Below are 24,393 nucleotides of genomic sequence, written 5' to 3' on the forward strand. Positions count from 1 at the left end.
AGCAAGGATTAAAAATATAAGTTAATATTGTATATTGTTAATATACTTTTTTATTATAAAAATATTATAAAAGGATGTTTGTATATGAAAATGAAAAATAGGAAATTCTTAAAAATAGCAGCAAATTTGGGAGTATCAACTGTATTATTAGCGGGGTGTGTGGGAGATATAGAGGATGGTACTACACTATCAGAACATGATGTTAATAATGAAGATAGTACAAAGGAAAATACGAACTGTCCTCCAAATGATAATAAAGAAAATAAAAATGAGTGCTTTAGTGAGATGCCCGCGGATGGACCAACTAAAAATAGTAGTATTAGCTCTAATAATGGAAATAGTAATTCTGTTGGAGCAACGGATTTATTATTACCATTAGCAACAGGTTATATGTTAGGAAACATGTTTAAGCAATCACCAAATAATGTTAGTAGTGTTCAGTCTCAAAGACCATCAAATTATTATAAGCCTGGAATTGTTCAACAACCTATTACACCTAACAAAGAAGATAAAGATAAAAAAAGTTCATCGTCTGCAGCTACTTCTAATTATTCGCAATCCGGAAAGGCTAACGATAAAGTGAATTTGAATAAGGATAATACATCAAAACAAAATAGTAGAACAAATAGTACTGGAAACTCCAAAACAATAGTGCCTAATCAGTCTGCAAAACCATCTCCTTCTGCAAAAGTACCAAGTGGTTCAAGTGGAATTGGGAATGCCAAAGCACCTGCAGGATCGTAATTAAGGAGGGATATATATGTACACAGAGGAACAGCAAACAGCGTATATGAAAAAGTGGTTTAATTTAGTTGAGAAAGCTGGTAAAAAAGGATTTACATGGGCTAGCCTACTAGAAAATGACGAATGGTGTCAGTATATGGCAACAGGGATACATAAAATGGATAGCACAGATTATAAAAAAATATTAAATGCTACTATTGAGGTTAAAGATATTTTTCAAAGAGCTTATCAATATTTAATAGAAAATAGAGAGGCGTTTTTAAAGTTAAAATTACCTATAGAACTTTGGGAAGTAGCAAGAATGGAATACGGGAATTTATTTTCATATTTTACAAGATTTGATTTTATAATGAATGGCAATGGTATCAAAGTAATTGAGGTGAATTCTGATACACCAACAGGTTATCTAGAGCCTTCTGTAGCAAATGAAGTCTTATGTAATTACCACCAAGTTAAGCATCCAAATAAATTAGAGGAAAAGCTAAAAATTGCCTGGGATAGAATCATAAGAGATTACAAAATACAGTCAGATGATGTAATTCATTTTACCAGTTATGATTGGCATGACGAAGATTACAATACTGTAGAATTTATAAGAAGTTTTTGTTCACACTCAACTGAATATGTAGGAATCCAGGATATAATTGTAAGTAATGATGGGTTATATACACCAGATGGGACAAAAATCAATTATTTATATAGATTGTATCCACTAGAGTATCTGCTAGATGATGTAGATGAATATGGGAAGAAAATAGGGATTCAATTTTTAGATCATATTGCGCAAAATAGAGTTAAAATAATAAATCCACCTTCAGCATTCTTAATCCAAAACAAAGGGGTACTTGCAATAATTTGGGAGCTGCATGAAAAACAACAATGGTTTACACCTGAAGAGCATGCCATTATTGAGAAATACTTTTTACCAACGTATTTTTCTAAGGAAATATTTGAAGAAAATAATGTTGATTATGTGAATAAATGCATATACGGAAGAGAAGGAGGAGGCGTATGCATTATAAGTAAAGGTAATGAAATTGCTGCGGATAAAACTCCTTACTATAACGAACAACAAAAGATTTATCAGAAATACATGGAAATGCCGGACCTGACAATTGACACTTGGGATGGGGGTTACACAGGTAAATTATTAGTAGGTTCACATTTAATAGCGGGAGAAGCAGCAGGGGTATTTTTAAGAGTTGGGGAGAAGATTACTGGTAACCTCTCAATGTTTATAGGTATTACAACAGAAAAAGAATAAATTGGTGTTTATAGAATATTAGTAGTTTTATTATTGATCTACTATTGAAAAATATGTAAATAAACAAAAAAGCTCGTAGTAGGTGTTAAGAGAGTGAACTATTACGAGCTTTTTTAGAGTATGAAAATAGAATCTAATTATGTAAGGTTAATCGATTTTCAATTATTTATCTTTGATACATAATTGCATCTTTTATAAAATATTCACTACTTGAACCATAGTTATAGTGGCTCTCTGTATTATAGATCATACTAAACTTGAAAATTAGATACATGGTTATAAATAAAATGATTTTAGTACTCCTCTTAATATTCTTTTTATCCATTATTTTAACAATAATAATTAATAGAATATAAACAAGTAGAGCAAGTATAAATCCAAATGGTGTCCACAAAGTAATACCTCCTAAAGTTTCAGTACTTTTATTGTAACAGAGGTTAATAGGGAAGGAGCATATAGTATGTCTATGCTTAAAAAATATATTGAACAGCGAGGAAGAACATTAGATTTAGAAATCGTTCATTTTCTGGGGAAAAGAATTATTAGAAAAGCTGATAAAATTGGGAAAAAGTTAAAAAATAAAAAAGTTAATCCTAGTGATCAATGTATAATCGATTTAATAGATGAGTGTAATGTAGTAAGATATGTTCAATTACCTAGTATATTTAATGATTTACAAAAAAAATATGATTTAGAAATAGAATATGACTACCTACAACAATTAGATGATATTCAAATTACAAGGGTTTTTGACTGTAGAACGTTCGGAGAAATGTTAACTGCAATTGGAAAGTCTATAAGAACCAGGAATAAATATAAAAAGTGGTTTTACCAATCGCCGCTTTCCTACAAAAAAATAAGACTAACTATTGGTGAATTTTTGATATGTACCTTAATGGTTATTATGTTTATTGTTTTTAAATTTAATTCTTAGAAAAGAAACTAAGAATTAAATTTCTAGTATATAAAACATTACATATAGGTACTTTACTTAAAAAAGTATCTCTATTATAATAAATAATGATTTTGCAACTTTAATAAATTAATATAGTTAATATAAGGGAAAACCCCAAATAGACCATAACCTTCAATGTGTTAGGGCTATTTGGGGTTTTTTGTTTTAATAAGAAAAAAGGAGATCACTTATGGATAAAAGTTTAATACGCTGTTTCGGAATCTCTATTTTAGTACTAACTATTTCAGGTTGTTCTAATACATCTCAGGTTGGTCAGAATGGCTTAATAACAGGTGTGAATGAAAGTGATATCGAAAAGCAAACAAGCGCTCTTACAGGGCTTTCGGGTGACCAAACAAATAAACCCAAAAAGAGAGAAATGACAAAGCCTGAAACTGAATTTTTTCCAGAAATGCCGAAGAATACTTTAAAGAGTAAACAATTTAATAAGGTATTAAGTGCAAATAAAATTAAATTTAAAGATGGTTCTAGTATTGAGTTGATAGGAATACAAACCGAAAAGAATAGCACAAGGCGTGAATTTGTTGAGTTTCAACCAGAAAATTGCCAGAAAACATTGGAAGCAATTTTACTTGATGAAAAAAATGTATTTGTAGAAATTATATCAGGTGATGAAGAAGGCGAAATGTATGGATACTTATGGATCGGTAATAGTAAAGAATTACGAAATGTAAATGCATTATTACTTCAAGAAGGATTAGCTAAGGTTGTACGCATTAGCGATGTAACAAAATATGATGAATCCTTTCATGTAATTGAGCAAGAAGCATATCGTAGTAAACTGGGGATTTGGAAAGAGATAGATAAAAAGTAGGGAGCTAATTATAATGATGAAAATGTGCAATGAAAAGAGAAATTCCATAAAGAAACAACAACAATTAAGATCAGAAGTAACTAAAATGACAGAGAGTAGTTGCTTTAACTGCCCAATTTTAATAGAAAATAGAAAAGTATTAGGTAATAAAAAAGCTTATAAGGAATGTTTAGAAAGCTGTTTAACTTTAAAAAAGATACAGGATAAAAATAAAGAATTAGAGCAAGAGCAAGTGCGTTTTAGAAAATTATTTAAGAATGATAAAAAAGGATTAGCAATTTAATAAAGAAATTTGACTTAATAATATTTTATTAACTGGGGTGTTAGTATGAGGACAGAACTAAAAGGCATATTTATACCTATTATTTTAGTAATTATATTTACTTTTGCAGTAATTGTTTTACCTTTAAATATATATAAGGACTTATTTTCAAATGTATTTTTAGTAAAGCATGATGGGAAACCAAGTACACATGAATTAGAAGAGGGATATGCAAGGAAAGTATCACCATTATTAAAAATAGGACAAACTTTAGTGGTTGATCAAATATCACAATTTGAGAACTCAGATGCTGAAGTGGAAAAGTTTAAATTAAAATTTGTAGATGGAAATAATAAGTATAATGAAATAGATTTAGACTTAAATAGTAAAGGAAACTATGTTGATATTTCTTTAGATGATAATAATGATGATAAAGCATATATACAGAGGAATGAAAACGTAAAAACAGATTTTATTTATGGAGAGGCATATACGTATTATTACACATTACACATTCCAAAAAATTCTTTCAAGGATGAATATGATGATACTAATTCAGTTGAAGTAAAATCAAATAGAATTTATGATGAAGATGGTGAATATGAGGATATTTTTACAATAACGCGTAAAATAATCTATCAAAAAAAGAAAGAACAAGACTATAAATAAGGTCTTGTTTTTTTGTGTTTTAGTATAATTTGTTATTTAGATTTATAATGTTAGGGCAGGAGTTAAATAATAAAAATTTAATATTAAAGTAGGGGGTGTGAACGATGCTTTGGCCAATATGTATGAGTATGATAACAATAGGCATAATCTTTTCTATTTTGACGTTTAGAACTGTTAAAAAGGAATTAAGAATAAATACCATAAAGAAATTAATGAATAAAACAAATTATTTGTGGGTAGGTATGATCATAGTCATTTTATTAATCTATTATTTTAATCTACAGATAAGTATAACTTTGTTCTATGTATTACAAAGTATATTAGGAATATGGACAATTTTAAGTGTAGTTCTTTATTCTAAAAAGTTGTTTAAATCTGAGATACAGCTGCAAAACTGTTTTGATGCCAGTGTATCACTGATTTTTACGGGAATATCAATGCTTTTAGTAGCATTATAAAAATAGACAATGGTATATAAAATTACCATTGTCTATCAATTAATATGATAAAAAACTTCACCAGTATTATTTAATGAAATTTGATACATTGAAAAGTACTTTGCCCTGTACATTATGAATCGGAATTAAACCAAAGTCACTGTACCTGCTATCGTCACTAATAGGTCTATTGTCTCCAAGTACAAAAAGAAACCCCTTAGGTATGTATTCAATTTGAAGTAATTCCTTTAAGGTGAAATCCAAAGTGTAGAAGGGAGATTCTAATCCTTTTAAATAAATATTAAGATCTTCTCTTTCATTGCTACTTAATTTTTCTTTATCAATTTGGGGTTCTTGTATTTTATTTTTATATTTTGCTGGGTTGTTTTTTTGGTCAATAATAAAAGGTTCCTGTACCTGTTTATTATTAACGTACAGTGTATCATTCTTATACTCTATTTTTTCACCGGGTAAACCAATTACTCTTTTTACAAATGTTTTATTTTGCTTCGGATTTTTAAGCATTATTAAATCAAATCGTTCAAATCCAATTATTTTATGGCTAAGCCGCGAAACAATTAATGGATCCCCAGATTGAATATTAGGTTTCATACTCTCCCCATTTGTTAAATAGACAGTTAAAACGAAATGCTTTATAAAAATGTATATTAAGCATGTACAAAGTAATAAGATGTAGAATCTCTTGTTAGATAGAATTTTATTTACACTCATTACAACACTCCTTTCTACTCATTTTGCATATTATAAGTATTTCATTTAGTTTTTTTAATAGTGATTTTGTAATAGCTATCGAAAATTAAAGAAATAGTTGAAAATTAATATTAATGTGTTAAGATAATTGTAGAAAATTAATATCTTTGAACGGACTGTAATAACAATTGAATAAATTTATGCAAAGGGAAAACCCCTAATATTTGTAGCCTTCAGTGAGCTGCTTTTATTAGGGGTTTTCTTTTTTTTGCGCAAAGGAGTGTAAAAAAAGGTGTTATTTAATAAAAGAAATTCAAGTGAAATAGGAAAATATCTAAATGAAATATGTAACTACGATATATTAACGGATGAACAGAGTATGGAGCATATTATTAAATATAAAGAGAAAGGCGATATAGATTCGAGGGAGTTATTAATTTGTTCTAACTTAAGATTGGTTGTATCTGTAGCTAAATCATTCCCTTGTTATGGAAATTGCGATTTAATGGAAATGATTCAGGAAGGTACTATTGGATTAATGAAGGGATTAGAAGATTATGATTATACTAAAGGTAATAAATTAAGTACATATATTACATGGTGGATCAGGCAGAGAATTTCAAAATATCTCTCAATTAATAGAAGTGATGTTCGTGTAGCTACTACAATGCAAAAAAAAATAACAGAAGTTAAAAATTGCTATTATGAAAATATGGGTGAAAAAGGAACAAACTTAACTACAATGGAAGTTGCTGAAAGGCTAGGTTATAAAGAGTCTATTGTGATTGACGCCTTAGTTACGGATAGGATTACTAATACAATATCTATAGAAGATGACGTACAAAATGAAAAAACACTTTTAGATAGGCAACAATCTACATTAGCAATTTTAGCTAATAAAAATGCACCTAATCCTAGTGAGGTTATGGCTACCGAAGAAGAAAAATTTGAATTTGATGAATTGATGTTTGTAACTTTAAACCCTAGAGAAGAAAGTGTACTTAGATATCGTTTTGGATTTGATGATGGAATAGAATTAACACTAGAAGATACTGCGCGTATACTTGGGGTTACTAGAGAGAGAGTTCAACAAATTGAAAAAAAAGCAATCGAGAAGATGAAGCAAAGATTGTCATCAAAAAAAATAAATAGTTTTCAAGAGTATTATTCCTCTTTATAAAATAGGATAATCTTGTTATAATATGAAATATTCAACTTTAATTTTAATTTTATTACTTATAACAATAATTAGCGCCTTTGGCGATTATGAACACTTACTTTGTGTATAGTGAAATAATCGTTCAAAGGCGCTTTTTTTATTGTCTTATTTAGGGGGAATTTAAGTGATTCACTTAAAAATTTTTTGGGAAGATGAAATAAGAGAAATGAGAAATGCACTTAGAACAAATACCGGTTTTATAGTCTCAGAACATTTTTTTAAAGATAGAATGCTGCAAAGAGATATATCTTTAATGGAAGTAGCCGAAATTATATTATATGGAGACATAGTAGAAGGATTTGATGTAGCGAAGTATCCAGGTTATTGTAATTCAGATCCTGTTCGTTCAATCATTGGTAAAACATCCTCAGGGAGAATTTTAACAGTAGGTGTTGCAATAAAGTCTAAGCAATCATTTTGTGTAGTAACAGGGTACGAAGGTATAACACCAAGACTACAAAACGTTGCCTATGATAAAGGATTACTTGAGGAGAACATTGTATGTTAAGCTAAACTCAAACATATTTGAGGAGGACAACAATGACTTGTACTGAATGTACTAGGAAAGAAATCAAAACTAATGTTAAAAAGGATGAATTAATTTTTACGAATGTTCCAGCGAATATCTGTACAGTATGTAATGAGCTGAATTTTAATTTTCGTGATCAACTGATTATGGAGCATTACAGTAAACTAGAAAGAGTAAATCCAGGGGAAATAGATTTTGCTGATGTTGAATTAGCATACAAAACTATGACAATAGAAAACTTAATTGTGAATAGCCCCCTTCAATAAGTAGAGTGAAGAACCGTGAATTAAACATGGTTCTTTTTTTATTATAAAAAATTAGGAGGAAATTAAAATGCCAGAATTTACAGTGTCAAGAGCTTATAGTGGGTATAAAAGAATTGAGTGTGAAGATTTATTAGAAGCCGTACGTTATGTATTTAATATAGAGGGTGATCTATTTTATCGTGGTGAAGTATTGGTGTCCTGCCTTCAGTATGATCAGGATGTTAATATCAAAAATTTAGAAAAGGTAGGTATATTAATGTATTTTCCTAATAATTCTGTTGCTTTTAAATGGATTGAAGAGGAAAAAAATTCACAAAAATACTATGCCAACTTTATTGATTTGAAAAGATTGGGAATGAAGGCTGGATTAGAAGTACATGTAAACGATTTTCGCAGTATAAAAAGCGAAATATTGTTTGAGGATCTGAACGAAATACGAAAGTATGCTGAAAAAGAATATCCTTATGAGGGTGAACAAATATCAATATTGTATTTCTCTAGAGAAAATGAAATGAAAAGACTATAAATTAAATAATAAATGATGGGGGATAAAAACATGATTACATTAAATGAGATGATTGAAAAATGTGAAGAAAATCTTTGGCTTAGATCTGGAGCTTTAGAAGATGCAATAGCCGAATTAGATTATCAGTTCAATTTAATTCATTGTGATAGTATAGAACAATTCATTCAATATATGAAACAAGGAAATTGGTCAATACGCCAAGGGTTCGCACTTCAGAATCTATTATTTGTTAATCAAATTAACGCAGGTGATGAGTGGTGGACAATTAGAAAAAAGAAAGATGGAAATTTAATTGCATTTGAGAGTATAAGTTTTCAATCTATGATAGAGCGTATGGGAGAAGGTCCAGTAGCTGTATATATAAAATTCTTACTTGATGACCGTGATCCTTTTGAAGTAATGAAGGAGGCACTTTAATAATGCTATTACATGATTATCCACTTAAAACACGAGAAATATTAATTGTATTTGACCTATTAAGGGTAATGAATAAAGACAATGTCATTCAACCAGGGGATAAGGAACTTTATGAAATTTGTGGTTATGGTGGCCCAAGATATTTTAAAAAACATTTAGATAAATTGATTCATCTAGGAATAATAAATAAAAAGGAAATTAACAAAAAAGTTATACTAACTTTTAACAACAGGTTGGTTGCAGCCGGAGAATTAGGGCCGAAAATATTTACATAAAAAATATTATAAAAATTAAGGTGATTAGCATAGTTTCATATGTTTATCACCTTTTTGTATAGCAGAGAATCTTAATAAACTTATTAAATAAAAAAATAGGAGAGAATATATAATATGCATAATGCAGAACCAAAAGGTTATAAATTATTAATTCAAGGAAGTAAAGGCCTCATTTATAAATACTTACTTATAAATGAGAAAAAAGATGTAATAGAAATGAAAGGGCAATTTTTCAACGGAGTGTGCATAGATATTGAAGAAATAGAGCTTGTTAATAATGAAAATTTATTACTTGGAGATTTAGCGGCTTACGAAGCGTACAATCTATATACAGAAGAATATAACTTAGAATTTACACTTATTTCTTTTAGTAGATTAAAAAGAGAGATATATGTAACTATGGATGGCGGCCGTTTAGGTAAAGTTCAATTTCACTTTGATATAAATGCCATTAGATATCATTCAAGTTATTTTAATAATTGTAATACTAATATTAATGACCTGGATTTAGATTTAGAAATGATTCCTTTAACAGATTTAATTGATATCTCCTATGAAATGTATATTTTAATTAGAGGAACTAGAAAAACAAATAATCAGGTTAATGGTGATCCTTATATACATATCGATACAAGTAAGGAGATTGGATATCAAATTCAGGTAACTAGAAATGGTTTAAGAGAGCTAAGATATTTTATACCTAATGATTATAAAAGTGTATATGATGATGCAATAATTCAATTTGAAGCAGATGATTGTGTAGTGAAAGAAGTAATCTCATTTACTTTACACAGTTTAAAAGTAAATGAGATGAAATTAGACATGGCATACACAATTTTGGTAGATAGAGAAGCGTATCCTTTTGATGCAGTAACTTTTAAGCAATTAGAATCTGATTTGATAGAAATTGTTATGAAAGGGAATAAATTTTCAAATGAATCAAGTGGGTACTCAATTACACTGTCAAAGCTTAAATCAATAAATAACATGAAAAAGCAGTTTGAGGAGCTTACTTTATATGATTTAAATCAAATCTTATTCTGTTGCTATGAATAAATATTAAGGAAAAAGACGTATTAATAGGCCAAAGATATGCGAAAAAAATAAATTAATGAGAGAAATAAAGAGACGTTTTTAGAAACCTCTTTATTTTTTTAGGAGGAAATAAGCATGAAACGAATTGAATCTGTAGAAAAGATCATAGAAAAATCATTTGATGAAAAAGGTATTAATAAATTTATGGCAAAGGTAAATATAAATTCTGTAGGTAATATAGATTTTTTACCAAAGGGGCAATTAATAAATAAAACATTAAGCGCAATAAAGAGAAAATACCATTCACTATTAAAAGAGTGTAAAACAATTGATGATGTACAAAAGATCCTAAATACAATACCAATGAAGAAAATTGAAAAATCCATTGAAATTGAAGAGATTAGCGAACAAACATTTGTTGAATGTGATAAAGAATATATGTCGAAATTACTATATCTTGTCTTAAAAATAAAAGAAGGGAAAGGTACAAGAAGTGATTATTATCCAAAAATAAAGGAACTTCTACCCTTAATTATAAGAAAAACAATTTTAAAAGAAGGAAAAGAGGAATCTAGTGAATTTTTAACCGTTGCAAAGGTTAACGTTCCACCAACTGTAGAATATAACACGAAATTGGGATGTAGAAAAAATCATTATTTAATAGGCAGAAGTAAAGATAAATTCTCTATAAGATCTCTTGCTGCAGAAATGGCATCTATGTTTTTGCTAAGTGTTATAAATGAATACACAATTAAAAACACGCAGGTGTTTGAATTTAAAATGATAAATAAATATGTAGAAAATTATTATTGTAAAGATACAAAAGTATTACGGGTGCCAAAAAATGAAAAAGATGCATCTTTAGTCATTAACCAGATTAATAGATTTTATAAAGAATTGATAGTTGAAGATTATAAGAAGTGTGAAGATGAGCAGTTAAATAATATAGTTGGTAAATTAAAATTAGAAATAGTTAATGGTAAAGTAATTAATATTAATACTAATGAAATTTTACGTTTAATGATTAAGGAATTTATATTAGAAAGTGAACAAATTCATATAAAATCAAAGAGATATCATGATAGTCTAACAGCGTATGCAAAATCGTTTCAAGAAAAAAAGCATATTACTAAAGAGCATCAATTTGTAATGAAAAACAATGTTTTTTTAAAGCGTTTTTCATCAGTAGAGTTAGATAATATTGTTGATTTAAAGGAATTTCGTGAGCTTGAGGACGAATTTATTAAATTATCTAGTGAAGTCTATATACCAAATAGTATTGAAAAGAATATATCTTTTAAAATTAAGAGAATCTTACATCATAAAGCATCTGGGTTATTTTATCCTAAACCGATAGGATGCTTAATTATAGATCGAGGAGGAATTTCTAGCTTCCTACATGAATTAGGACATTTAATTGATTTTGAGGAAGAAGAAAATCAATTAAGTGAATCAATAGAATTTAAAGCTGTTTATGACCTGTATAGAAGAAATTTAGTTAATAAAGTAGGTAATATAAAAGATTATAAAAAATTTAAAATAGGTGAGAAACCATTAAGTTATTATTTAGAGAAAGCAGAGGTTTTTGCAAGATCCTTTGAAGTTTATTATGGAATACTAAAGGGTGTAAATAATTCTCTATTAAAATCACATAATGATTATATGAATAGACAAGAATATCCAATTGATGATGAAGAATATATGAATATGGTTAGAAATTATTTTGAAAGGATTTTAAAAAACAAGCATATAAAATCTATAAAAGAAGAATTAAATTTGAAAATAGTAAAGAAAAATAGGCTATTACCATCATCAGATATAATTATTACCAATGAAAGCTTTCGTGGTAAGATGGTGCAGTTAAGTCTCTTTGATGAACTAGCTTAATGACTATAATATAAGATAACAAGCTTATTTATAATTACTTATATTATGTTATAATAAGTTTATAAATAATTTAGCTACTTTTAATTAACATACAAAAAACTTAAACCTTTTGGGTTCTTGAACGATATTTATATCAAACAAGTTCTCAGAGGGTTTTTTTATTGTGAAATTTGTATGTTCATTTTAATAAATCTAGATAGGGAGAGATGAAAATGGGTTTATTTGTAATTTATGGATTAGAGCAATATACAATTGATAAGGAATTAACAAAGATTATAAATAAAGACCTAGAAAGCGATAATATTGATTTTTCCGTTAATATTTATGATTGTGATGAAACTACAGTTCAAGTTGCTATAGAAGATGCAGAGATGTTTTCTTTAATGATGGGACCTAAAAAAGTAGTTGTTAAGAATGCTCTGTTTCTAACGGGACAGAAAATGAAAAAAGATGAACATGATATGGATATTTTACAAAAATATATTGAAAGTCCTAACGAGGATACAGATTTAATTTTAGTAGTACCGTATGAAAAATTAGATCAACGTAAGAAGATAGTAAAGTTATTAAAAGAAAAGGCAATAATTATTGAAGCTGCAGTTTTAAAAAGTATAGAAGCTAAGAGATGGATAAAAGAAGAGTCACAAAATCTAAATATAGAATTAAGTTCTGAAGCTATAGAACATCTATATATGATGGTTGGTTCTAATTTACAGATGTTATCCAGCGAATTACAAAAAATAGCTATGTATGTCGGTGAAAAGCGTAAGGTGGGTACAGAAGTAATACACCTCTTAGTAAAAAAGACTTTAGAACAGAACGTATTCATTATTATTGAAAAGATTGGAAAAAAACTTTATGCAGAAGCTCATTCATTTTATAAAGAGCTAATTATACAAAAAGTTGAAACGATAGCTATTGCAGCAATGATTTCTAAGCAATTTTCTAGAATGCTAGAGGTTAAAGCGCATTTACATGATGGTGCTGAGCAAAAACAATTAGCCTCATTATTGGGAGTACAACCATATGCCGCAAAAGTTATAGCGAATCAAGCCAGAGGATTTCATGAAACTACAATACAGCAAATACTTCATCGAATGTCACAAATGGACTATGAATTTAAAACAGGAGCAGATAAACAATTATTGTTTGAAATGTTCCTTGTTGACTTAAAGAATCTATAGAGAGAACAAGACACTATATATTTGGGTGTCTTTTTTGTTATAAAAAATTACAAAGTTAGGAGAATGGTTATGTTAAAAATGATTGATTTAAGTACACAAGAATTAATTTTAAAAGGGGATAGTTATCAAGTTATGCAAGTACTTCAAGAGATGCTATTTCAAAAATCGCCAGAAAAACATGGATGGACACCATGTTTAGAGTTAGTAGAACAAAGCGAATTTGAGGATTTTTCTGTCTTTGTACATTCAGATTCATTTTCTGAAGAATGCTTGATCGAAGAGATTTTCGAAAGTGAGGAGAGTATTAAAAGATGGGAAAGTATTCTTGGTTGTAAAGTAAGTGGGCAAGAGGATATTAAATCTATAGTTGAAGAATACCTAGAAAATTCTATAAAGTCCTGGGAAGATGAATTGAAAATAGACATTGCTGATGACGAAGAATTTTGGCTAAGTGTCAAAAAATATTTAAACATTGATGTTACAGAGGTAATAACAAATCGATGTACTTTTTGTGGTGAAAAATCTGATTCTCATGATACAAAAGTGGTCTGCGGTTACATAATTTTAGACTGCTGTACAGATTGTGAGGAGGAAATTCTAAATAACTAGGGAAAAATTTAGTAAAATAGGGGAGATTTTATTATGAAAAACAAATATGCGATTACATTAGATAAAGAAATGTTAACAACAAAGGAGATTATTTCAATATTTCAGCAGCAGGAAGATATCGAGCCACTTCAGAGTTTAGATCTTAATATAGTTAATGATACCTTAAACCATATTAAAGAAAAAACAGATGCCGTCAATATAAATTATAACTATTATCAAAATGAGATAACTCAGATGAGGTTTCATAGTTGTGGTTTAGAATGTGAGTTTGATTTTGAAAGAGATCACTTTGAAGAAATATATGGCGTTCCTTGTTCTTTAGAGGCTATTTTTCAAGAATGGAGCGACTTTATAATTAATCACATGGAATGCAAAACAGAAATAGTAAAGTTAGATTCTAAAGAAGATAATAAAATAAGAACAATAGAAATTAGTGAGTTATTCAATATTCCTTATGAAAAACTAAAACAAATATTAAGCGAGTCATCCCATAAGGTAGTAGAGGTAATTCACAATATTGAATTCGAAGATAAAAAAACATTAAATCAATTACCAACACACTTAGGTATACAAATAGGTTACAAAGAGGAAAGTAAGGAACTGTTTATTTATTATGGAGAAGAACATTTTCCAGGCCTTTATCGCGGTCTGCTTTTATTGGAAATTTTTAAACTTATTGGCTACAAGGCATAATTCGATAAGTGTGTATATAAAAAAGTTAACGTTACATTTTAAAGAAATATTATTCTAAGCAAAAAAGAGAGTCTTTTGTATAAGAGACTCTCTTTTTAATTAGCTAATTTATGATATAATTTATGTATTACTAAGCGCGTAGATGTAATTAATAAGAAGACCTTTTGGGTTAAAAAGTTTAGCAGATACTTTTTAACCCAAAAGGTCTTTTTTATATAGATATTTACTTTTAAGTATGTAAATTATGAAACAGAATTTAAAAAAGCGAGAAAAAAAAGGCCATGATAGACTTTAAATTGAACATAGCAACCGACAGAAAGGAATTGAAATTATGGCTAATCAAACAGTACAAAATAAAGTAATAGAGAATGTTAAAGGCAAAAATAGTAAAGTGAATTTTATATTGAACAATGGTTTTCGTATTGAAGGGAAGATCGTTGCTTATGATGATTTTTGTATATTGGTATCAACTAAAGCGCCATCTAATGAAAAGCAGATAGGGGACAAACAGGTATTCCAAAATCAATTAATTTATAAACATAATATATCAACTATTGAACTACCAAATACATTTAAATATTAATTAATAAGCCGCTTTAAATGCGGCTTGTTTTATAAGAATGGAGCTACAACATTATGGAGCATAAACATAATAATGAACACGGTAAATGGATTGAAAAACAAAATGAGATTCTGAAAAATATTGAAGATAATCGTTCACAGTATACGGATAAGGCCATTTTGAAATGTTTTATGGATTTCTACAAAACAATACATGAAATGCAAAAACATAATACTTCACCTATGCTTGAACTATTTCAAATTAGAGCTGCGGGATTTGAACAAATCAATAAGGAAAATATAGATGAATTTATTACTTTGTATAGAAGCTTGATGGATTTAATAGGTGATGGTGATTTTGAAAAATCAATTGATTATGTGACCATTATTAATAATAAACAGGTCCATGTGTCAGAAGGAAAAGATGGAAAAATAAGCGTTTTAAAAGAACAAGATAATAGAATTTCACGTAATTAAAGGGATAGGGGAGATTTACGATGCAATTTAGTAATGGATTAGTAAAGATTAAAAAGGCCGTGGTAGATGTAGAAATCGATATCAAGTGCTTGTGCATACGTCAGACGGTAAATGGAAAAGACATAAAACTAAATGGAGTCCCACAAACAATAATTTTACCACTAAGAGATATTCGTTCTTTAGAAGTAAAAAAAGGTGATGTAATAGATTTATCGTTTCAAAGGAATCAACTTCAAAGTACAAAGAAAATTTGTATTAAGTATCAAATAAACAAAGACACAAATAAAAATCAAGAAAGTAGAACATATAAGAAATCTAAAAGTAAGATGAATAGCAATAATTTCAATAAAGTATTTAAAGGGTTAACTATAGTAATGGTTGGAATGGAACCGGAAGAGGCAGAATTTAGAGAATCTGTAGAAAAACGGGGTGGGAAACTCATTTGTATTAGTGGAAAGCAAGGGAAATCAAGAAGGAAAACAGTAAGATCCAGACTAAGTGTAGGTGACGTTGTTGTTTTTACAAAAAGTTATGTTTCACATGCAGCTACAAATCTTGCTGTTTCAGTATGTAAGGAATTAAATATACCTTTTGATTCGGTGGACGGATTTGGTAAAAGTAATTTTTTAAGGACAGCTGAGAAACTTGTACATAATTTGAAATAATTTCGAAGGTGGGTAACTTTTCAAAAAAAAAATTATTTTTTTTTGAAAAAGACTTAAAATCTAGATGAAGAATGAGTATATTACATAAATAGTTAGGAAAACACCTATATCGATTTTAAAAAGAGCGAAATCTTTAAAGCGGTTATAATTTAATCATGAAGGAGGGATTGTATGGATAAGATATATATTTCAAAAATAAAAGAAATGCATTTTGTAATAAAGAATATCATTTCATTCAAAAATAAGAATCCAACATAAGAAGATTTCTAAGTAAGTAACGAAGAAAAAATATAAAATACAAACAACAAAGATTATATAAAATGAAAGAATGGATGGACTTATTTTATAAGACCAAATAAAAGAGTACATCAAAAAAACATATAATATCATTATTCTATGTGTATGGTTACATTCTTTCAGACTATAAACAGACCAAAATAATAAAAATAACGCTTTAAACGACCTTTATATATGAACTGTCGGAATTTAAATAAAGTCTCTTCTTTTGAGAAAGGGGGAGAAAGCTATACATACAGGACTTATTTTATTTGGAATTGGGTGTGTGATAGCTATAACGGGATATGCATCAAAAAGAGTAACTACTTTTTTGGTTGGAATTAGTATATCTATAGCTGGAGTGAGTTTCTTTACCTTAAATTCCTTGAAATACACTTTAGCAGTATATATTGTTTTTTCGTTATTAGAAGTAATGTTCTTAAAGCCGTTATTAATTAAGAACTTCTATATAAAAAGGCATTTGAAAAAAGGTAATTCTTATATAAAAAAAGATATAGAACTTACCGAAATCATTAAAGATAACGAACATCAAGGAATAGCTAAATTAGGTAATATATTTTGGAATGTAAAATGCTCGGATGTTTTACATTTAGATAAAAAATATATTCTTGGAAATTGTAAAAGAAATGTTTTAATCATAAAAGAAAAATCACAAGATCTACCATAAAAAATTATTAAATCAGGTATTTGAAAGGGGAAAATAATAATGGATTTTTTACAAGCTTATTGGAATTACGTATTGGGTGGGATTTTAGTACCAATTGCCTTAATCGGATACATAAAAACAAAACCAAAAAAAGCAAAAAAATCAGTTAGATAAATAGTTAAATCAAGTTTCACAAAAATGATGTTGTTTACAGGCTGTTAATTCCTCCACTTTTAAAAGCATAAATATGGGGGGATTAACTTTAATATAAAAAAGCTAATAAAGAAAAACTATATTTAGAAAGATGAATTGTTTTTAAAAGCTTAAAGGTATTCTATCGGCTATAATAAAGGTATTATATGTAGGGCGGTGGATACTTTGGAACAAAAAGAATTGGATCATAAATTCCTCCAAAAGCATAAAAATAATCTTCAACTATTAATTACTAAAGAGGATTTTTATAAATTAGAAAAAGGAGAACTTATCTTTATTGTTTGGGAGAAAGGTTCTCACTTTGAAAAAAATATTGGTGAAATTACTAAGCATAAGGTATTAGGAATAAATAAGTTTAATGAATTAATGATTGATGATAATAGAAGTGCAAGTTTTAATATATATATGTATGTTATGCAAATGTCAGTTGCTATAAAAGTGTATCGTCAATTATAAAATAACAAGTTAAATAATTATATCTATAAAACAATTTATTAAGAATAAAATAAACATTTAAAGGAGATTGTTTACTATGAGTAATGTATTAGAGGTAAAAACAGATGATATCGAATTAATAAAAGTAATGTCACATCCAGTCAGAATTCAAATTGTTAGTCATCTTACTAAGAATGGAAAAACAAATGTTACGGAATTAGTTGGGCTTTTAGATCTTCCGCAATCAACGATATCACAGCATTTAACAAAATTAAAAAGTAACAAAATTGTTCAAGCAGAAAGAAGAGGGTTGGAAGTATACTATTCTACGATTAGTCATAAGGCAAACAAAATAGTAAGTATTGTTGCAAGTTAATTGTAATTATCATAGAACCTAATGGGTAAATATCTAAAAAAATTAGAAATAGGGGATTACTTCATGATGAATTATTTACGGATAATTTAATCCCACTATTGAAAATGTTGTATAATTGAATATAGTGAATAAGTAATTTTACGAGGAGATTTATAGTCTTGTTGATGAAAGTTAATTAAAGAGAGAGTTTATATATTTATTTAAACTCTCTTTTATTTATGTCGATGGACAAGCATTCCTATAGAGTGCATATAGTAGGAGGATAAAATGAACTACCTAAAGGTGAATTTAACAGTTAGATTAGACGAGAATAAAGTTAGTGAAAAGAAATTTACTAAATTAGCAACTAGGGTGTTTGATGTATTTTCTAACCTTAGTAATTATATGTCTTCAGAGCAAAAAATGGGATTTGTTATTCATAGTCGTACAATTGAGATAAACATTTCGAAGGTTGAAAATGGAAGTTGTTATAAAAAGTTAAAAAAGTCATTAAAACTTATAGAAAAATATATAAAAAGTGATGATTTACAAAAACTAGGTTCTGTCTACTGTAGTCATAGCGACAAAGAGATATTAGTGTTCGCTTTTCACAATATTATATATTTATCAGATATTGTAGTAGGTAAAGGTAAAAATAAAGTTCAACATATTATGAATCTGAAAGGGAAAGAAGTAATGTTTAATATAGATGAAGGTATCGATGAAAATTTGATTGAGAGTACGGTCGTAGTTGCTCATTTTATCACTTAATAATTAAGAGAGAGTTAAGATAAAAAAAGGATACGGAGAGCAAAGGATCTAATAAATGAATAAATATAAATTCATCCATCCATTAATACTTAGGATTTGTTTGAAAGGAGTTAAAAATGGCAGATTTTACGGAATTACATTTTCGAGTAAAATTAAAAAAGAATATACCTAACGAAGTAATAAATATCATACGTTATATGATTGAAAACTTAGATAAACCAATTTCTCTACCTGAACATGATTTTTTTACAACATCTAGATGGTCTTCTATGTTATCAGCCAACTCAGACAATGGGAGAATAGTTAAGAATTGTACATCATTTGAGAAAAATAATTTGGCCTGGCATCTATCAGTTACATCCTTCTTTCGTGAAACTGGTGAAATAAAACTATTTTTCGAATGGTTATATGAATATATTGATGAACAATGGTTGTCATTCTTAGGGTATATTAATTATGATACAAGAGATCATCCGGTACTTATTTATTATAGTGATGATGGAATGAAATATATTTATGTTAATTGTAACGAGACTGAAGAAGCGGATAGTGTCTTATATAATTGGAATACAAATGAGTTGTAAGTTATGTGTATCAATACTCTTAATCCTAAAAAGTCTGTAGTCGGAGGAAATAAAAAATGGAACAAAAGATTATTATAGAAATGCTCATCAAGAAAATAAGAGAGTATGCAAATGGAAGAAGAAATGATGTAGCTAGGGGGGCCGAAACTCCTAGACTAGCTGCACTTCTATTACAGAAATATGGTATAGGAATGATTGATGCTGTATCGACAATATATGAATCTCCAAGGGTAGCAGATGATATTTTTAAAGTATTGGATCTAGAAACTGCAAAGATTGATCCAAATTGGATTGAACATAACAAAGAACGTTGGAAAGCAAAACCAGCAGATATAACTAACAAAAGTTAAAATCTTATAATAGAGAAATAAATTTATATCAAAAGAAGGAGAGGGTATTCATGAGAAACTTGATAAGGCTTCTATGGGCTTCACGCATAAATTATGTAGATAAAATTGTAGGATCTATTCAAATAACACATATTTTACTACTATTAATGGGGTGGTTAGAGGGAAACCTTATTACAGTTATATGGGGACTAACGGTTTACGTTTCAATTCTATATTTAGTTATTCGTGTCCCATTATATATTTTTGTAAAGGTACTAGCAGTATCTAAAACTTCAAATATTTAAAAAAGGAGAATTATATATGTCCAATATAGACGCTCTTAAATATCTTGTTATAACTAAGGATTGGTTAGAACAAGCAGAATGCTTTAATGAAGATGGTTCAATAAATGTAGAGAAACTAAACAGTTTAACAAAAGGTCATAAATATATTATTGATGAAGCTACTTTTCTCACTAATGATAAATTATTAAATGAGCTTAAAAAGTCGGTTCAAATACGTAAAAGATTATTTTCTCAGAATGAAAACTAGATTTAATGTTATAAATTAATATTTGTTTTCTAAAATCTTTTCTTGATTATAAAGAACTGTACATAATACCCCCTCCGTAATATGAGACGGAGGGGGTATTATGTTACAAATAATTATTTGATTATGAAATGAAGTACAAAGGGTTATAGTGAATTTAATTAACCAAGTTGATCAGCAAAACTTAATGCCGCATTGTGTTTTCGTTTCATATGTTTTTCAAGATATATTTTTGTTGTATTAGCACTTGCGTGACCTAAGGTTTGTTGAATACGTAATAGCTCCACATCATTTTCTGCTGCCATAATAGCAAATCCGTGGCGAAATGTATGGGCTGTTATTGGATTCTCTCTTTGTTCAACACAAGGAATTCTTGCTTGAGACAAGATAGAAGTTACCTTATTACTTAAATAGGTAGAGTTAAATTTTCTTAAATGATTAGATACAATTAGTGGTGAATTATCTAGCCTATTTAATTGTGTTTTCAAGCCTTTTCTACTTCTATATTCACTTATACATTCAAAAAGATGAGGTGAAATGTAAGCCTCACGAGGCTTGTCGCCTTTACCTATAACACGTAACCATAGTTTACCTTCAGCTCTAAATAAATCCCCAATTTTAGCGCTTGCGACCTCTTGTATTCGTAATCCGGTTGAAACGAGTAATAAGATAATCATGTAATTAAATAGTTGTTTCTTACTTTTGTAATAGTTTAGAATTTCTTGAACTTCATCGTAATATAGGTCGCGATTTGGTCTATCATTGACCTGAACAGTTGCTTTTTTTAAATGCTCATGTAGAGGGATAGATATATAATTGTTTTTATATAAATGTGATAGGAAGCTGTTGATTATTGTAAGCTTTCTTGCTAGGGTTGCTACAGAATAGGGCTTATTATTACGCCCGTATGGAACAGATTTAATCCAATCATTAAACTTACGAATATTCCATGGCTTAAGTGCCTTTAAGAATGAATTTTCTTTTTTGATTTCTTCATAGGAAATTTCAAATGTTTCAGCTTTCTCAGTCAACGTTTTACAAAAGTGCATTATTTCTCGCAAATATGATTTACGGGTATTATTTTTCCGCTGCTTATCTTTATCTATATTGGTTGAATGATGAATAAAATGATAAATCATATCTAAATCATTAAGATAGGCACTAGAATCTTTTCCTTCTTTTTCTGCTTCAGTTATAAGATTATTTATATGTACTTCATATTTGGAATCTAGCAATTGACTAGGTACTATCGATTCTGAAATTGAACTTATTTCTTTTTTATTATTATTATTTATTATATTAGACAAATTGAAAACTCCTTCCTCGTAAAGCTAAGTATAGCATGAAGTTTCCGTAGAAATCTTTTTAGAAAGAGTGGTTAATAAAATTGATTATAATAGGGAAAATATGTAACTTTTAAAGAGACAGAGTATAATTAATTTATAAAAACTATATAGCTATTTGGAGGTGTATACAATGAAATACAGGAACAATATAGACTGGTTAATACAATCCATAGAAAATGAAATGAGATTTGAATATGGAGATTTATTTGAGCCTACACGTAATGATGAATGCCCTTGTGGATCAGGTGTAAAATATAAAAAGTGTCATATGAATTCAAATGTAACTTGGCGTAAGGTTGATAATAATTTTTATGATGGAAAGTCTCTATATGAGAATATAAGATTAAAGAAAGAACTATTAGATACTTTACTGGATATTGTATCGCATTTGAAAGAGAATACTACTATTAGCGAAGAGAAAGGTTTAGATTTACTAGATGATTTATCTAAATCACTTGATCAAGTATATAAACAGCTACAAAAAAATGCACCATGTAAAAAAGGATGTATAGCTTGCTGTTTTCAACCAATTAATATAGCCAGAATTGAGGAAAGTAGGATAAAAAATAAGCTTACAAAAGATATAAAGAAAAATATTAATAAGAATCATCAGGAAACGAAAAAGAGAAATAAGATTTCTATTCCTCAAATTAATAAAGATAGTAGTAGGATGAGGTATGCTGAACCATGCCCAATGTTAGATATAGATAATAAAAAGTGTGCTGTATATGATAATAGACCATTTTCATGTAGGACGTATTTTGTGGCAAATTCACCAGAACTATGTAATATGTATGATGGTAAGGTAACTATATATAAAAATCAGGTATACCAAGATCTAGTAGCTATGGTGCTTGCTTTAATAGACGAAACAGTATTTGGTTATTTTGAACTAACTACTTTACAAGAATCGTTTTATAGAAAAAAGACATTCTTTACTAAACTGAAAAATTTGCTATAAAAATAGCAAATGCATAACATTTTATATAATAATATAGACTTCTGTTATAATTATAATGTAATTGATAAATAGTATATAAAATATGTAAGTTAGTTTATTATAAATCAAGTAAAGGAGAAATTACATGAAATCAACTGGTATTACTAGAAAAGTAGATGAATTAGGAAGAATTGTACTTCCTATGGAGCTAAGACGCACATTAGGAATTAAAGAGAAGGATCCAATTGAAATATTTGTGGAAAATGAAAATATAATTTTTAAAAAATATGCGCCTGGTGGTGTATGTGCTATTACAGGTGAAGTAACTAATGAAAATATTTCATTAGCAAAGGGTAAAATTACATTAAGTCCTGAGGGTGCTAAGATATTGGTTCAGGAATTAGAACAGTATCTAGTAAAATAAAAAACAAAAAAACTAATATGTTGAACATATTAGTTTTTTTGTTTTTTTTAATATAATGTTTGTCTTATATTTAAAGTGAAATCTTTTGGTTACTAAAAAACTGTTTTTATAGAAATATATAGAATTTCAAATGATTGTAATAGATGAATTGGTTGTAAAATATATACATTTATAGTTAGTTATATTATCATTGTTATAAATATTGGAAATAGAGGGTGGTAGATGGAAAAGTGGAGGTTTAAAAAATATATAGTATACACTTATAGTTTTGAGGGAAGTAGAAAAATTAAAATTAGGAGGATTAATTCACTATGTTAAAGAAACTGATGTTTATGTTAATGGCTCTTACCCTAGTTTTTGTTCCAACTCTCGCTTCAGCTGCAACTATACAAGATGGAAAACAAAATAAGGCTACACATGAAGAATTAGAAGCTCAAGTTAAAGAATTAGAATATATATTTTCGGTATTAATGGTAAAAGATGAAGAAACAGGTAAGTATGTTCTTAATAAAGAAGAATTAGCGAAATCTTCATATAACAATGAAGAAAAAGCAGCTATTATTGCTGGTGTTTATGTAATGAATGATGAAGAAATTCCATCTAATATGTACTCTAGTAACGTTTGGGAAAGATGTTGGCAGGATGCATTAGGTATTAGTAAATCATATTTTAATCAAATAAAATCGTATCTTAAGAAAGAGGATTACTGGGGAGCATTGGGAATGCTTTCGTTGCTTGGGCTATCTGTAAATCCTGCAGTTATATTTGCTTTTGCAGTAACTTGCGGGCCAGCTCCAGCTTCTATCGCACCTAACCCTCACGAATAATAAGCCTGATATCTTATAAGTAAATGTACTAAAATTAGAATCTCTTTTGTGAATCTATTGATGCAAAAGGGATTCTTTTATCTTTTTAAACAAGTATTCCTGTTAAATATGAAAATATTAAGTATATTGTGTTGAAAAAAAGTAGATTTGAAGTAAGTTAAACTTTCATATGATATGCTTATTCTATACTAATTAATTTTCAGGTGAGGAGTTGATCAGTTATTACTAGTATAGATAATATATATAATGCTTCTATATTCTTAATGTTTTTATCTACTTTTTGTTTTTATCTGTATTTAAGAAAAATAAAAAGTGAAAGAAAGCTCACTGGTTTCGAAATTACAATGTATATCATTACACAAGTTGGTTACATTCTTTGGGGAATCTATATTATATATATAAATTTCGCTTGATTTTCAAGTAATTTCTTATGAATGTAAGTTGAATAATACAAAAG

The 24,393-nt window shown here is 28.3% G+C and carries 34 protein-coding genes; 32 read left to right on the plus strand and 2 right to left on the minus strand.

Annotation, left to right across the window (positions count from 1 at the left end):
* The first annotated feature begins 90 nt into the window (after window positions 1–90).
* The 7 genes from BCG9842_RS27535 (at window position 91) to BCG9842_RS27570 (ending at window position 5,187) form a co-directional block, all read left to right on the plus strand.
* Complete coding sequence (locus BCG9842_RS27535; RefSeq protein ID WP_232297548.1) at window positions 91–744, plus strand: hypothetical protein; 654 nt, start codon at window positions 91–93, stop codon at window positions 742–744.
* Between the two features lie 16 nt (window positions 745–760).
* Complete coding sequence (locus BCG9842_RS27540) at window positions 761–2,008, plus strand: glutathionylspermidine synthase family protein (protein WP_000287816.1); 1,248 nt, start codon at window positions 761–763, stop codon at window positions 2,006–2,008.
* A gap of 460 nt (window positions 2,009–2,468) precedes the next feature.
* Entirely contained in the window at window positions 2,469–2,942 is a 474-nt protein-coding gene (locus BCG9842_RS27550; RefSeq protein ID WP_000062199.1) for a hypothetical protein, read from the plus strand.
* Window positions 2,943–3,153: 211 nt separating this feature from the next.
* Complete coding sequence (locus tag BCG9842_RS27555) at window positions 3,154–3,798, plus strand: thermonuclease family protein (protein ID WP_000361560.1); 645 nt, start codon at window positions 3,154–3,156, stop codon at window positions 3,796–3,798.
* Window positions 3,799–3,811: 13 nt separating this feature from the next.
* The gene (locus BCG9842_RS27560; protein ID WP_000977099.1) at window positions 3,812–4,081 is read left to right on the plus strand and encodes a zinc-finger domain-containing protein; all 270 of its coding nucleotides are present in this window, start codon (window positions 3,812–3,814) and stop codon (window positions 4,079–4,081) included.
* A gap of 45 nt (window positions 4,082–4,126) precedes the next feature.
* Window positions 4,127–4,729, plus strand: coding sequence for a hypothetical protein (locus BCG9842_RS27565; RefSeq protein ID WP_001258567.1), 603 nt, complete (start codon window positions 4,127–4,129; stop codon window positions 4,727–4,729).
* Between the two features lie 104 nt (window positions 4,730–4,833).
* A complete protein-coding gene (locus BCG9842_RS27570; RefSeq protein WP_000964599.1) occupies window positions 4,834–5,187 on the plus strand; it encodes a hypothetical protein in 354 nt (117 codons plus the stop codon).
* A gap of 66 nt (window positions 5,188–5,253) precedes the next feature.
* On the opposite strand, the gene lepB is transcribed toward BCG9842_RS27570, so the two are convergent.
* Window positions 5,254–5,898: a signal peptidase I gene (gene lepB / locus BCG9842_RS27575; protein WP_000115723.1), complete on the minus strand. Its 645-nt coding sequence runs from the start codon at window positions 5,896–5,898 to the stop codon at window positions 5,254–5,256.
* Between the two features lie 271 nt (window positions 5,899–6,169).
* On the opposite strand from lepB, the gene BCG9842_RS27580 reads away from it, so the two are divergent.
* From BCG9842_RS27580 to BCG9842_RS27685, 22 genes are all read left to right on the plus strand, one after another.
* Window positions 6,170–7,057 carry a sigma-70 family RNA polymerase sigma factor gene (locus BCG9842_RS27580; RefSeq protein ID WP_000898367.1) on the plus strand — a complete coding sequence of 296 codons (888 nt, stop codon included), beginning with the start codon at window positions 6,170–6,172 and terminating at the stop codon, window positions 7,055–7,057.
* 163 nt (window positions 7,058–7,220) lie between these two features.
* The gene (locus tag BCG9842_RS27585; RefSeq protein ID WP_000581555.1) at window positions 7,221–7,604 is read left to right on the plus strand and encodes a DUF4258 domain-containing protein; all 384 of its coding nucleotides are present in this window, start codon (window positions 7,221–7,223) and stop codon (window positions 7,602–7,604) included.
* 32 nt (window positions 7,605–7,636) lie between these two features.
* Window positions 7,637–7,891 (plus strand): hypothetical protein, encoded by a 255-nt coding sequence (locus BCG9842_RS27590; protein ID WP_000128516.1) that lies wholly within the window; start codon window positions 7,637–7,639, stop codon window positions 7,889–7,891.
* Window positions 7,892–7,958: 67 nt separating this feature from the next.
* Window positions 7,959–8,417, plus strand: coding sequence for a hypothetical protein (locus BCG9842_RS27595; RefSeq protein ID WP_001113888.1), 459 nt, complete (start codon window positions 7,959–7,961; stop codon window positions 8,415–8,417).
* Window positions 8,418–8,447: 30 nt separating this feature from the next.
* On the plus strand, window positions 8,448–8,834 hold the full coding sequence (locus BCG9842_RS27600) for a hypothetical protein (RefSeq protein ID WP_000631598.1): 387 nt from the start codon (window positions 8,448–8,450) through the stop codon (window positions 8,832–8,834).
* A gap of 2 nt (window positions 8,835–8,836) precedes the next feature.
* Window positions 8,837–9,109, plus strand: a complete 273-nt coding sequence (locus BCG9842_RS27605) for a hypothetical protein (protein WP_000924269.1) — start codon at window positions 8,837–8,839, stop codon at window positions 9,107–9,109.
* A gap of 114 nt (window positions 9,110–9,223) precedes the next feature.
* Complete coding sequence (locus BCG9842_RS27610; RefSeq protein ID WP_000551207.1) at window positions 9,224–10,165, plus strand: hypothetical protein; 942 nt, start codon at window positions 9,224–9,226, stop codon at window positions 10,163–10,165.
* Window positions 10,166–10,279: 114 nt separating this feature from the next.
* Window positions 10,280–12,031 (plus strand): hypothetical protein, encoded by a 1,752-nt coding sequence (locus BCG9842_RS27615; protein ID WP_000821023.1) that lies wholly within the window; start codon window positions 10,280–10,282, stop codon window positions 12,029–12,031.
* Window positions 12,032–12,243: 212 nt separating this feature from the next.
* Window positions 12,244–13,215: a DNA polymerase III subunit delta gene (gene holA / locus BCG9842_RS27620; protein WP_000522663.1), complete on the plus strand. Its 972-nt coding sequence runs from the start codon at window positions 12,244–12,246 to the stop codon at window positions 13,213–13,215.
* 69 nt (window positions 13,216–13,284) lie between these two features.
* Window positions 13,285–13,824, plus strand: a complete 540-nt coding sequence (locus tag BCG9842_RS27625; RefSeq protein ID WP_000916445.1) for a hypothetical protein — start codon at window positions 13,285–13,287, stop codon at window positions 13,822–13,824.
* 33 nt (window positions 13,825–13,857) lie between these two features.
* Window positions 13,858–14,517 (plus strand): hypothetical protein, encoded by a 660-nt coding sequence (locus tag BCG9842_RS27630; RefSeq protein WP_000792532.1) that lies wholly within the window; start codon window positions 13,858–13,860, stop codon window positions 14,515–14,517.
* Between the two features lie 331 nt (window positions 14,518–14,848).
* Window positions 14,849–15,100, plus strand: a complete 252-nt coding sequence (locus tag BCG9842_RS27635; protein WP_000013353.1) for an RNA chaperone Hfq — start codon at window positions 14,849–14,851, stop codon at window positions 15,098–15,100.
* Window positions 15,101–15,153: 53 nt separating this feature from the next.
* Window positions 15,154–15,555, plus strand: a complete 402-nt coding sequence (locus BCG9842_RS27640) for a hypothetical protein (RefSeq protein ID WP_000400310.1) — start codon at window positions 15,154–15,156, stop codon at window positions 15,553–15,555.
* 20 nt (window positions 15,556–15,575) lie between these two features.
* Window positions 15,576–16,220 carry a DUF2325 domain-containing protein gene (locus tag BCG9842_RS27645; RefSeq protein WP_001160692.1) on the plus strand — a complete coding sequence of 215 codons (645 nt, stop codon included), beginning with the start codon at window positions 15,576–15,578 and terminating at the stop codon, window positions 16,218–16,220.
* 562 nt (window positions 16,221–16,782) lie between these two features.
* Window positions 16,783–17,184 (plus strand): hypothetical protein, encoded by a 402-nt coding sequence (locus BCG9842_RS27650; protein ID WP_041488197.1) that lies wholly within the window; start codon window positions 16,783–16,785, stop codon window positions 17,182–17,184.
* 348 nt (window positions 17,185–17,532) lie between these two features.
* A complete protein-coding gene (locus BCG9842_RS27655; protein ID WP_041488192.1) occupies window positions 17,533–17,832 on the plus strand; it encodes a hypothetical protein in 300 nt (99 codons plus the stop codon).
* 76 nt (window positions 17,833–17,908) lie between these two features.
* Entirely contained in the window at window positions 17,909–18,187 is a 279-nt protein-coding gene (locus tag BCG9842_RS27660) for an ArsR/SmtB family transcription factor (protein ID WP_000073186.1), read from the plus strand.
* A 267-nt stretch (window positions 18,188–18,454) separates the two neighbouring features.
* Window positions 18,455–18,937 carry a hypothetical protein gene (locus BCG9842_RS27665; RefSeq protein WP_001108437.1) on the plus strand — a complete coding sequence of 161 codons (483 nt, stop codon included), beginning with the start codon at window positions 18,455–18,457 and terminating at the stop codon, window positions 18,935–18,937.
* 116 nt (window positions 18,938–19,053) lie between these two features.
* Window positions 19,054–19,521, plus strand: coding sequence for a hypothetical protein (locus tag BCG9842_RS27670; RefSeq protein WP_000763133.1), 468 nt, complete (start codon window positions 19,054–19,056; stop codon window positions 19,519–19,521).
* A gap of 56 nt (window positions 19,522–19,577) precedes the next feature.
* A complete protein-coding gene (locus BCG9842_RS27675; protein ID WP_000435652.1) occupies window positions 19,578–19,871 on the plus strand; it encodes a hypothetical protein in 294 nt (97 codons plus the stop codon).
* A gap of 50 nt (window positions 19,872–19,921) precedes the next feature.
* Window positions 19,922–20,155 carry a hypothetical protein gene (locus BCG9842_RS27680; protein WP_001245083.1) on the plus strand — a complete coding sequence of 78 codons (234 nt, stop codon included), beginning with the start codon at window positions 19,922–19,924 and terminating at the stop codon, window positions 20,153–20,155.
* A gap of 16 nt (window positions 20,156–20,171) precedes the next feature.
* On the plus strand, window positions 20,172–20,402 hold the full coding sequence (locus tag BCG9842_RS27685) for a hypothetical protein (RefSeq protein WP_000065078.1): 231 nt from the start codon (window positions 20,172–20,174) through the stop codon (window positions 20,400–20,402).
* Between the two features lie 158 nt (window positions 20,403–20,560).
* Here the strand turns inward: BCG9842_RS27685 and BCG9842_RS27690 are convergent, their stop codons facing one another.
* Complete coding sequence (locus BCG9842_RS27690; protein WP_000065265.1) at window positions 20,561–21,706, minus strand: tyrosine-type recombinase/integrase; 1,146 nt, start codon at window positions 21,704–21,706, stop codon at window positions 20,561–20,563.
* 169 nt (window positions 21,707–21,875) lie between these two features.
* Between BCG9842_RS27690 and BCG9842_RS27695 the strand changes: the two genes are divergently transcribed.
* The 3 genes from BCG9842_RS27695 (at window position 21,876) to BCG9842_RS27705 (ending at window position 23,936) form a co-directional block, all read left to right on the plus strand.
* Entirely contained in the window at window positions 21,876–22,706 is an 831-nt protein-coding gene (locus tag BCG9842_RS27695) for an SEC-C metal-binding domain-containing protein (protein WP_000877432.1), read from the plus strand.
* 124 nt (window positions 22,707–22,830) lie between these two features.
* On the plus strand, window positions 22,831–23,109 hold the full coding sequence (locus BCG9842_RS27700; protein WP_000843028.1) for an AbrB/MazE/SpoVT family DNA-binding domain-containing protein: 279 nt from the start codon (window positions 22,831–22,833) through the stop codon (window positions 23,107–23,109).
* Window positions 23,110–23,420: 311 nt separating this feature from the next.
* On the plus strand, window positions 23,421–23,936 hold the full coding sequence (locus BCG9842_RS27705) for a hypothetical protein (RefSeq protein ID WP_000914401.1): 516 nt from the start codon (window positions 23,421–23,423) through the stop codon (window positions 23,934–23,936).
* Window positions 23,937–24,393 lie beyond the last annotated feature (457 nt).

This window comes from Bacillus cereus G9842 (assembly GCF_000021305.1).
In the GTDB taxonomy this organism is placed as follows: Bacteria; Bacillota; Bacilli; order Bacillales; family Bacillaceae_G; genus Bacillus_A; species Bacillus_A thuringiensis_S.

What these genes read in the sequence shown, in the direction of transcription:
- lepB (WP_000115723.1), bottom strand. Translation starts at nt 5,898, where the DNA reads ATGAGTGTAAATAAAATTCTATCTAACAAGAGATTCTACATCTTATTA.
- BCG9842_RS27550 (WP_000062199.1), top strand. Translation starts at nt 2,469, where the DNA reads ATGTCTATGCTTAAAAAATATATTGAACAGCGAGGAAGAACATTAGAT.
- BCG9842_RS27665 (WP_001108437.1), top strand. Translation starts at nt 18,455, where the DNA reads ATGAACTACCTAAAGGTGAATTTAACAGTTAGATTAGACGAGAATAAA.
- BCG9842_RS27570 (WP_000964599.1), top strand. Translation starts at nt 4,834, where the DNA reads ATGCTTTGGCCAATATGTATGAGTATGATAACAATAGGCATAATCTTT.
- BCG9842_RS27680 (WP_001245083.1), top strand. Translation starts at nt 19,922, where the DNA reads ATGAGAAACTTGATAAGGCTTCTATGGGCTTCACGCATAAATTATGTA.
- BCG9842_RS27640 (WP_000400310.1), top strand. Translation starts at nt 15,154, where the DNA reads ATGGAGCATAAACATAATAATGAACACGGTAAATGGATTGAAAAACAA.
- BCG9842_RS27540 (WP_000287816.1), top strand. Translation starts at nt 761, where the DNA reads ATGTACACAGAGGAACAGCAAACAGCGTATATGAAAAAGTGGTTTAAT.
- BCG9842_RS27610 (WP_000551207.1), top strand. Translation starts at nt 9,224, where the DNA reads ATGCATAATGCAGAACCAAAAGGTTATAAATTATTAATTCAAGGAAGT.
- BCG9842_RS27670 (WP_000763133.1), top strand. Translation starts at nt 19,054, where the DNA reads ATGGCAGATTTTACGGAATTACATTTTCGAGTAAAATTAAAAAAGAAT.
- BCG9842_RS27705 (WP_000914401.1), top strand. Translation starts at nt 23,421, where the DNA reads ATGTTAAAGAAACTGATGTTTATGTTAATGGCTCTTACCCTAGTTTTT.
- BCG9842_RS27660 (WP_000073186.1), top strand. Translation starts at nt 17,909, where the DNA reads ATGAGTAATGTATTAGAGGTAAAAACAGATGATATCGAATTAATAAAA.
- BCG9842_RS27565 (WP_001258567.1), top strand. Translation starts at nt 4,127, where the DNA reads ATGAGGACAGAACTAAAAGGCATATTTATACCTATTATTTTAGTAATT.
- BCG9842_RS27605 (WP_000924269.1), top strand. Translation starts at nt 8,837, where the DNA reads ATGCTATTACATGATTATCCACTTAAAACACGAGAAATATTAATTGTA.
- BCG9842_RS27625 (WP_000916445.1), top strand. Translation starts at nt 13,285, where the DNA reads ATGTTAAAAATGATTGATTTAAGTACACAAGAATTAATTTTAAAAGGG.
- BCG9842_RS27555 (WP_000361560.1), top strand. Translation starts at nt 3,154, where the DNA reads ATGGATAAAAGTTTAATACGCTGTTTCGGAATCTCTATTTTAGTACTA.
- BCG9842_RS27630 (WP_000792532.1), top strand. Translation starts at nt 13,858, where the DNA reads ATGAAAAACAAATATGCGATTACATTAGATAAAGAAATGTTAACAACA.
- BCG9842_RS27685 (WP_000065078.1), top strand. Translation starts at nt 20,172, where the DNA reads ATGTCCAATATAGACGCTCTTAAATATCTTGTTATAACTAAGGATTGG.
- BCG9842_RS27645 (WP_001160692.1), top strand. Translation starts at nt 15,576, where the DNA reads ATGCAATTTAGTAATGGATTAGTAAAGATTAAAAAGGCCGTGGTAGAT.
- BCG9842_RS27700 (WP_000843028.1), top strand. Translation starts at nt 22,831, where the DNA reads ATGAAATCAACTGGTATTACTAGAAAAGTAGATGAATTAGGAAGAATT.
- BCG9842_RS27535 (WP_232297548.1), top strand. Translation starts at nt 91, where the DNA reads ATGAAAAATAGGAAATTCTTAAAAATAGCAGCAAATTTGGGAGTATCA.
- BCG9842_RS27590 (WP_000128516.1), top strand. Translation starts at nt 7,637, where the DNA reads ATGACTTGTACTGAATGTACTAGGAAAGAAATCAAAACTAATGTTAAA.
- BCG9842_RS27595 (WP_001113888.1), top strand. Translation starts at nt 7,959, where the DNA reads ATGCCAGAATTTACAGTGTCAAGAGCTTATAGTGGGTATAAAAGAATT.
- BCG9842_RS27600 (WP_000631598.1), top strand. Translation starts at nt 8,448, where the DNA reads ATGATTACATTAAATGAGATGATTGAAAAATGTGAAGAAAATCTTTGG.
- BCG9842_RS27615 (WP_000821023.1), top strand. Translation starts at nt 10,280, where the DNA reads ATGAAACGAATTGAATCTGTAGAAAAGATCATAGAAAAATCATTTGAT.
- BCG9842_RS27560 (WP_000977099.1), top strand. Translation starts at nt 3,812, where the DNA reads ATGATGAAAATGTGCAATGAAAAGAGAAATTCCATAAAGAAACAACAA.
- holA (WP_000522663.1), top strand. Translation starts at nt 12,244, where the DNA reads ATGGGTTTATTTGTAATTTATGGATTAGAGCAATATACAATTGATAAG.
- BCG9842_RS27635 (WP_000013353.1), top strand. Translation starts at nt 14,849, where the DNA reads ATGGCTAATCAAACAGTACAAAATAAAGTAATAGAGAATGTTAAAGGC.
- BCG9842_RS27695 (WP_000877432.1), top strand. Translation starts at nt 21,876, where the DNA reads ATGAAATACAGGAACAATATAGACTGGTTAATACAATCCATAGAAAAT.
- BCG9842_RS27675 (WP_000435652.1), top strand. Translation starts at nt 19,578, where the DNA reads ATGGAACAAAAGATTATTATAGAAATGCTCATCAAGAAAATAAGAGAG.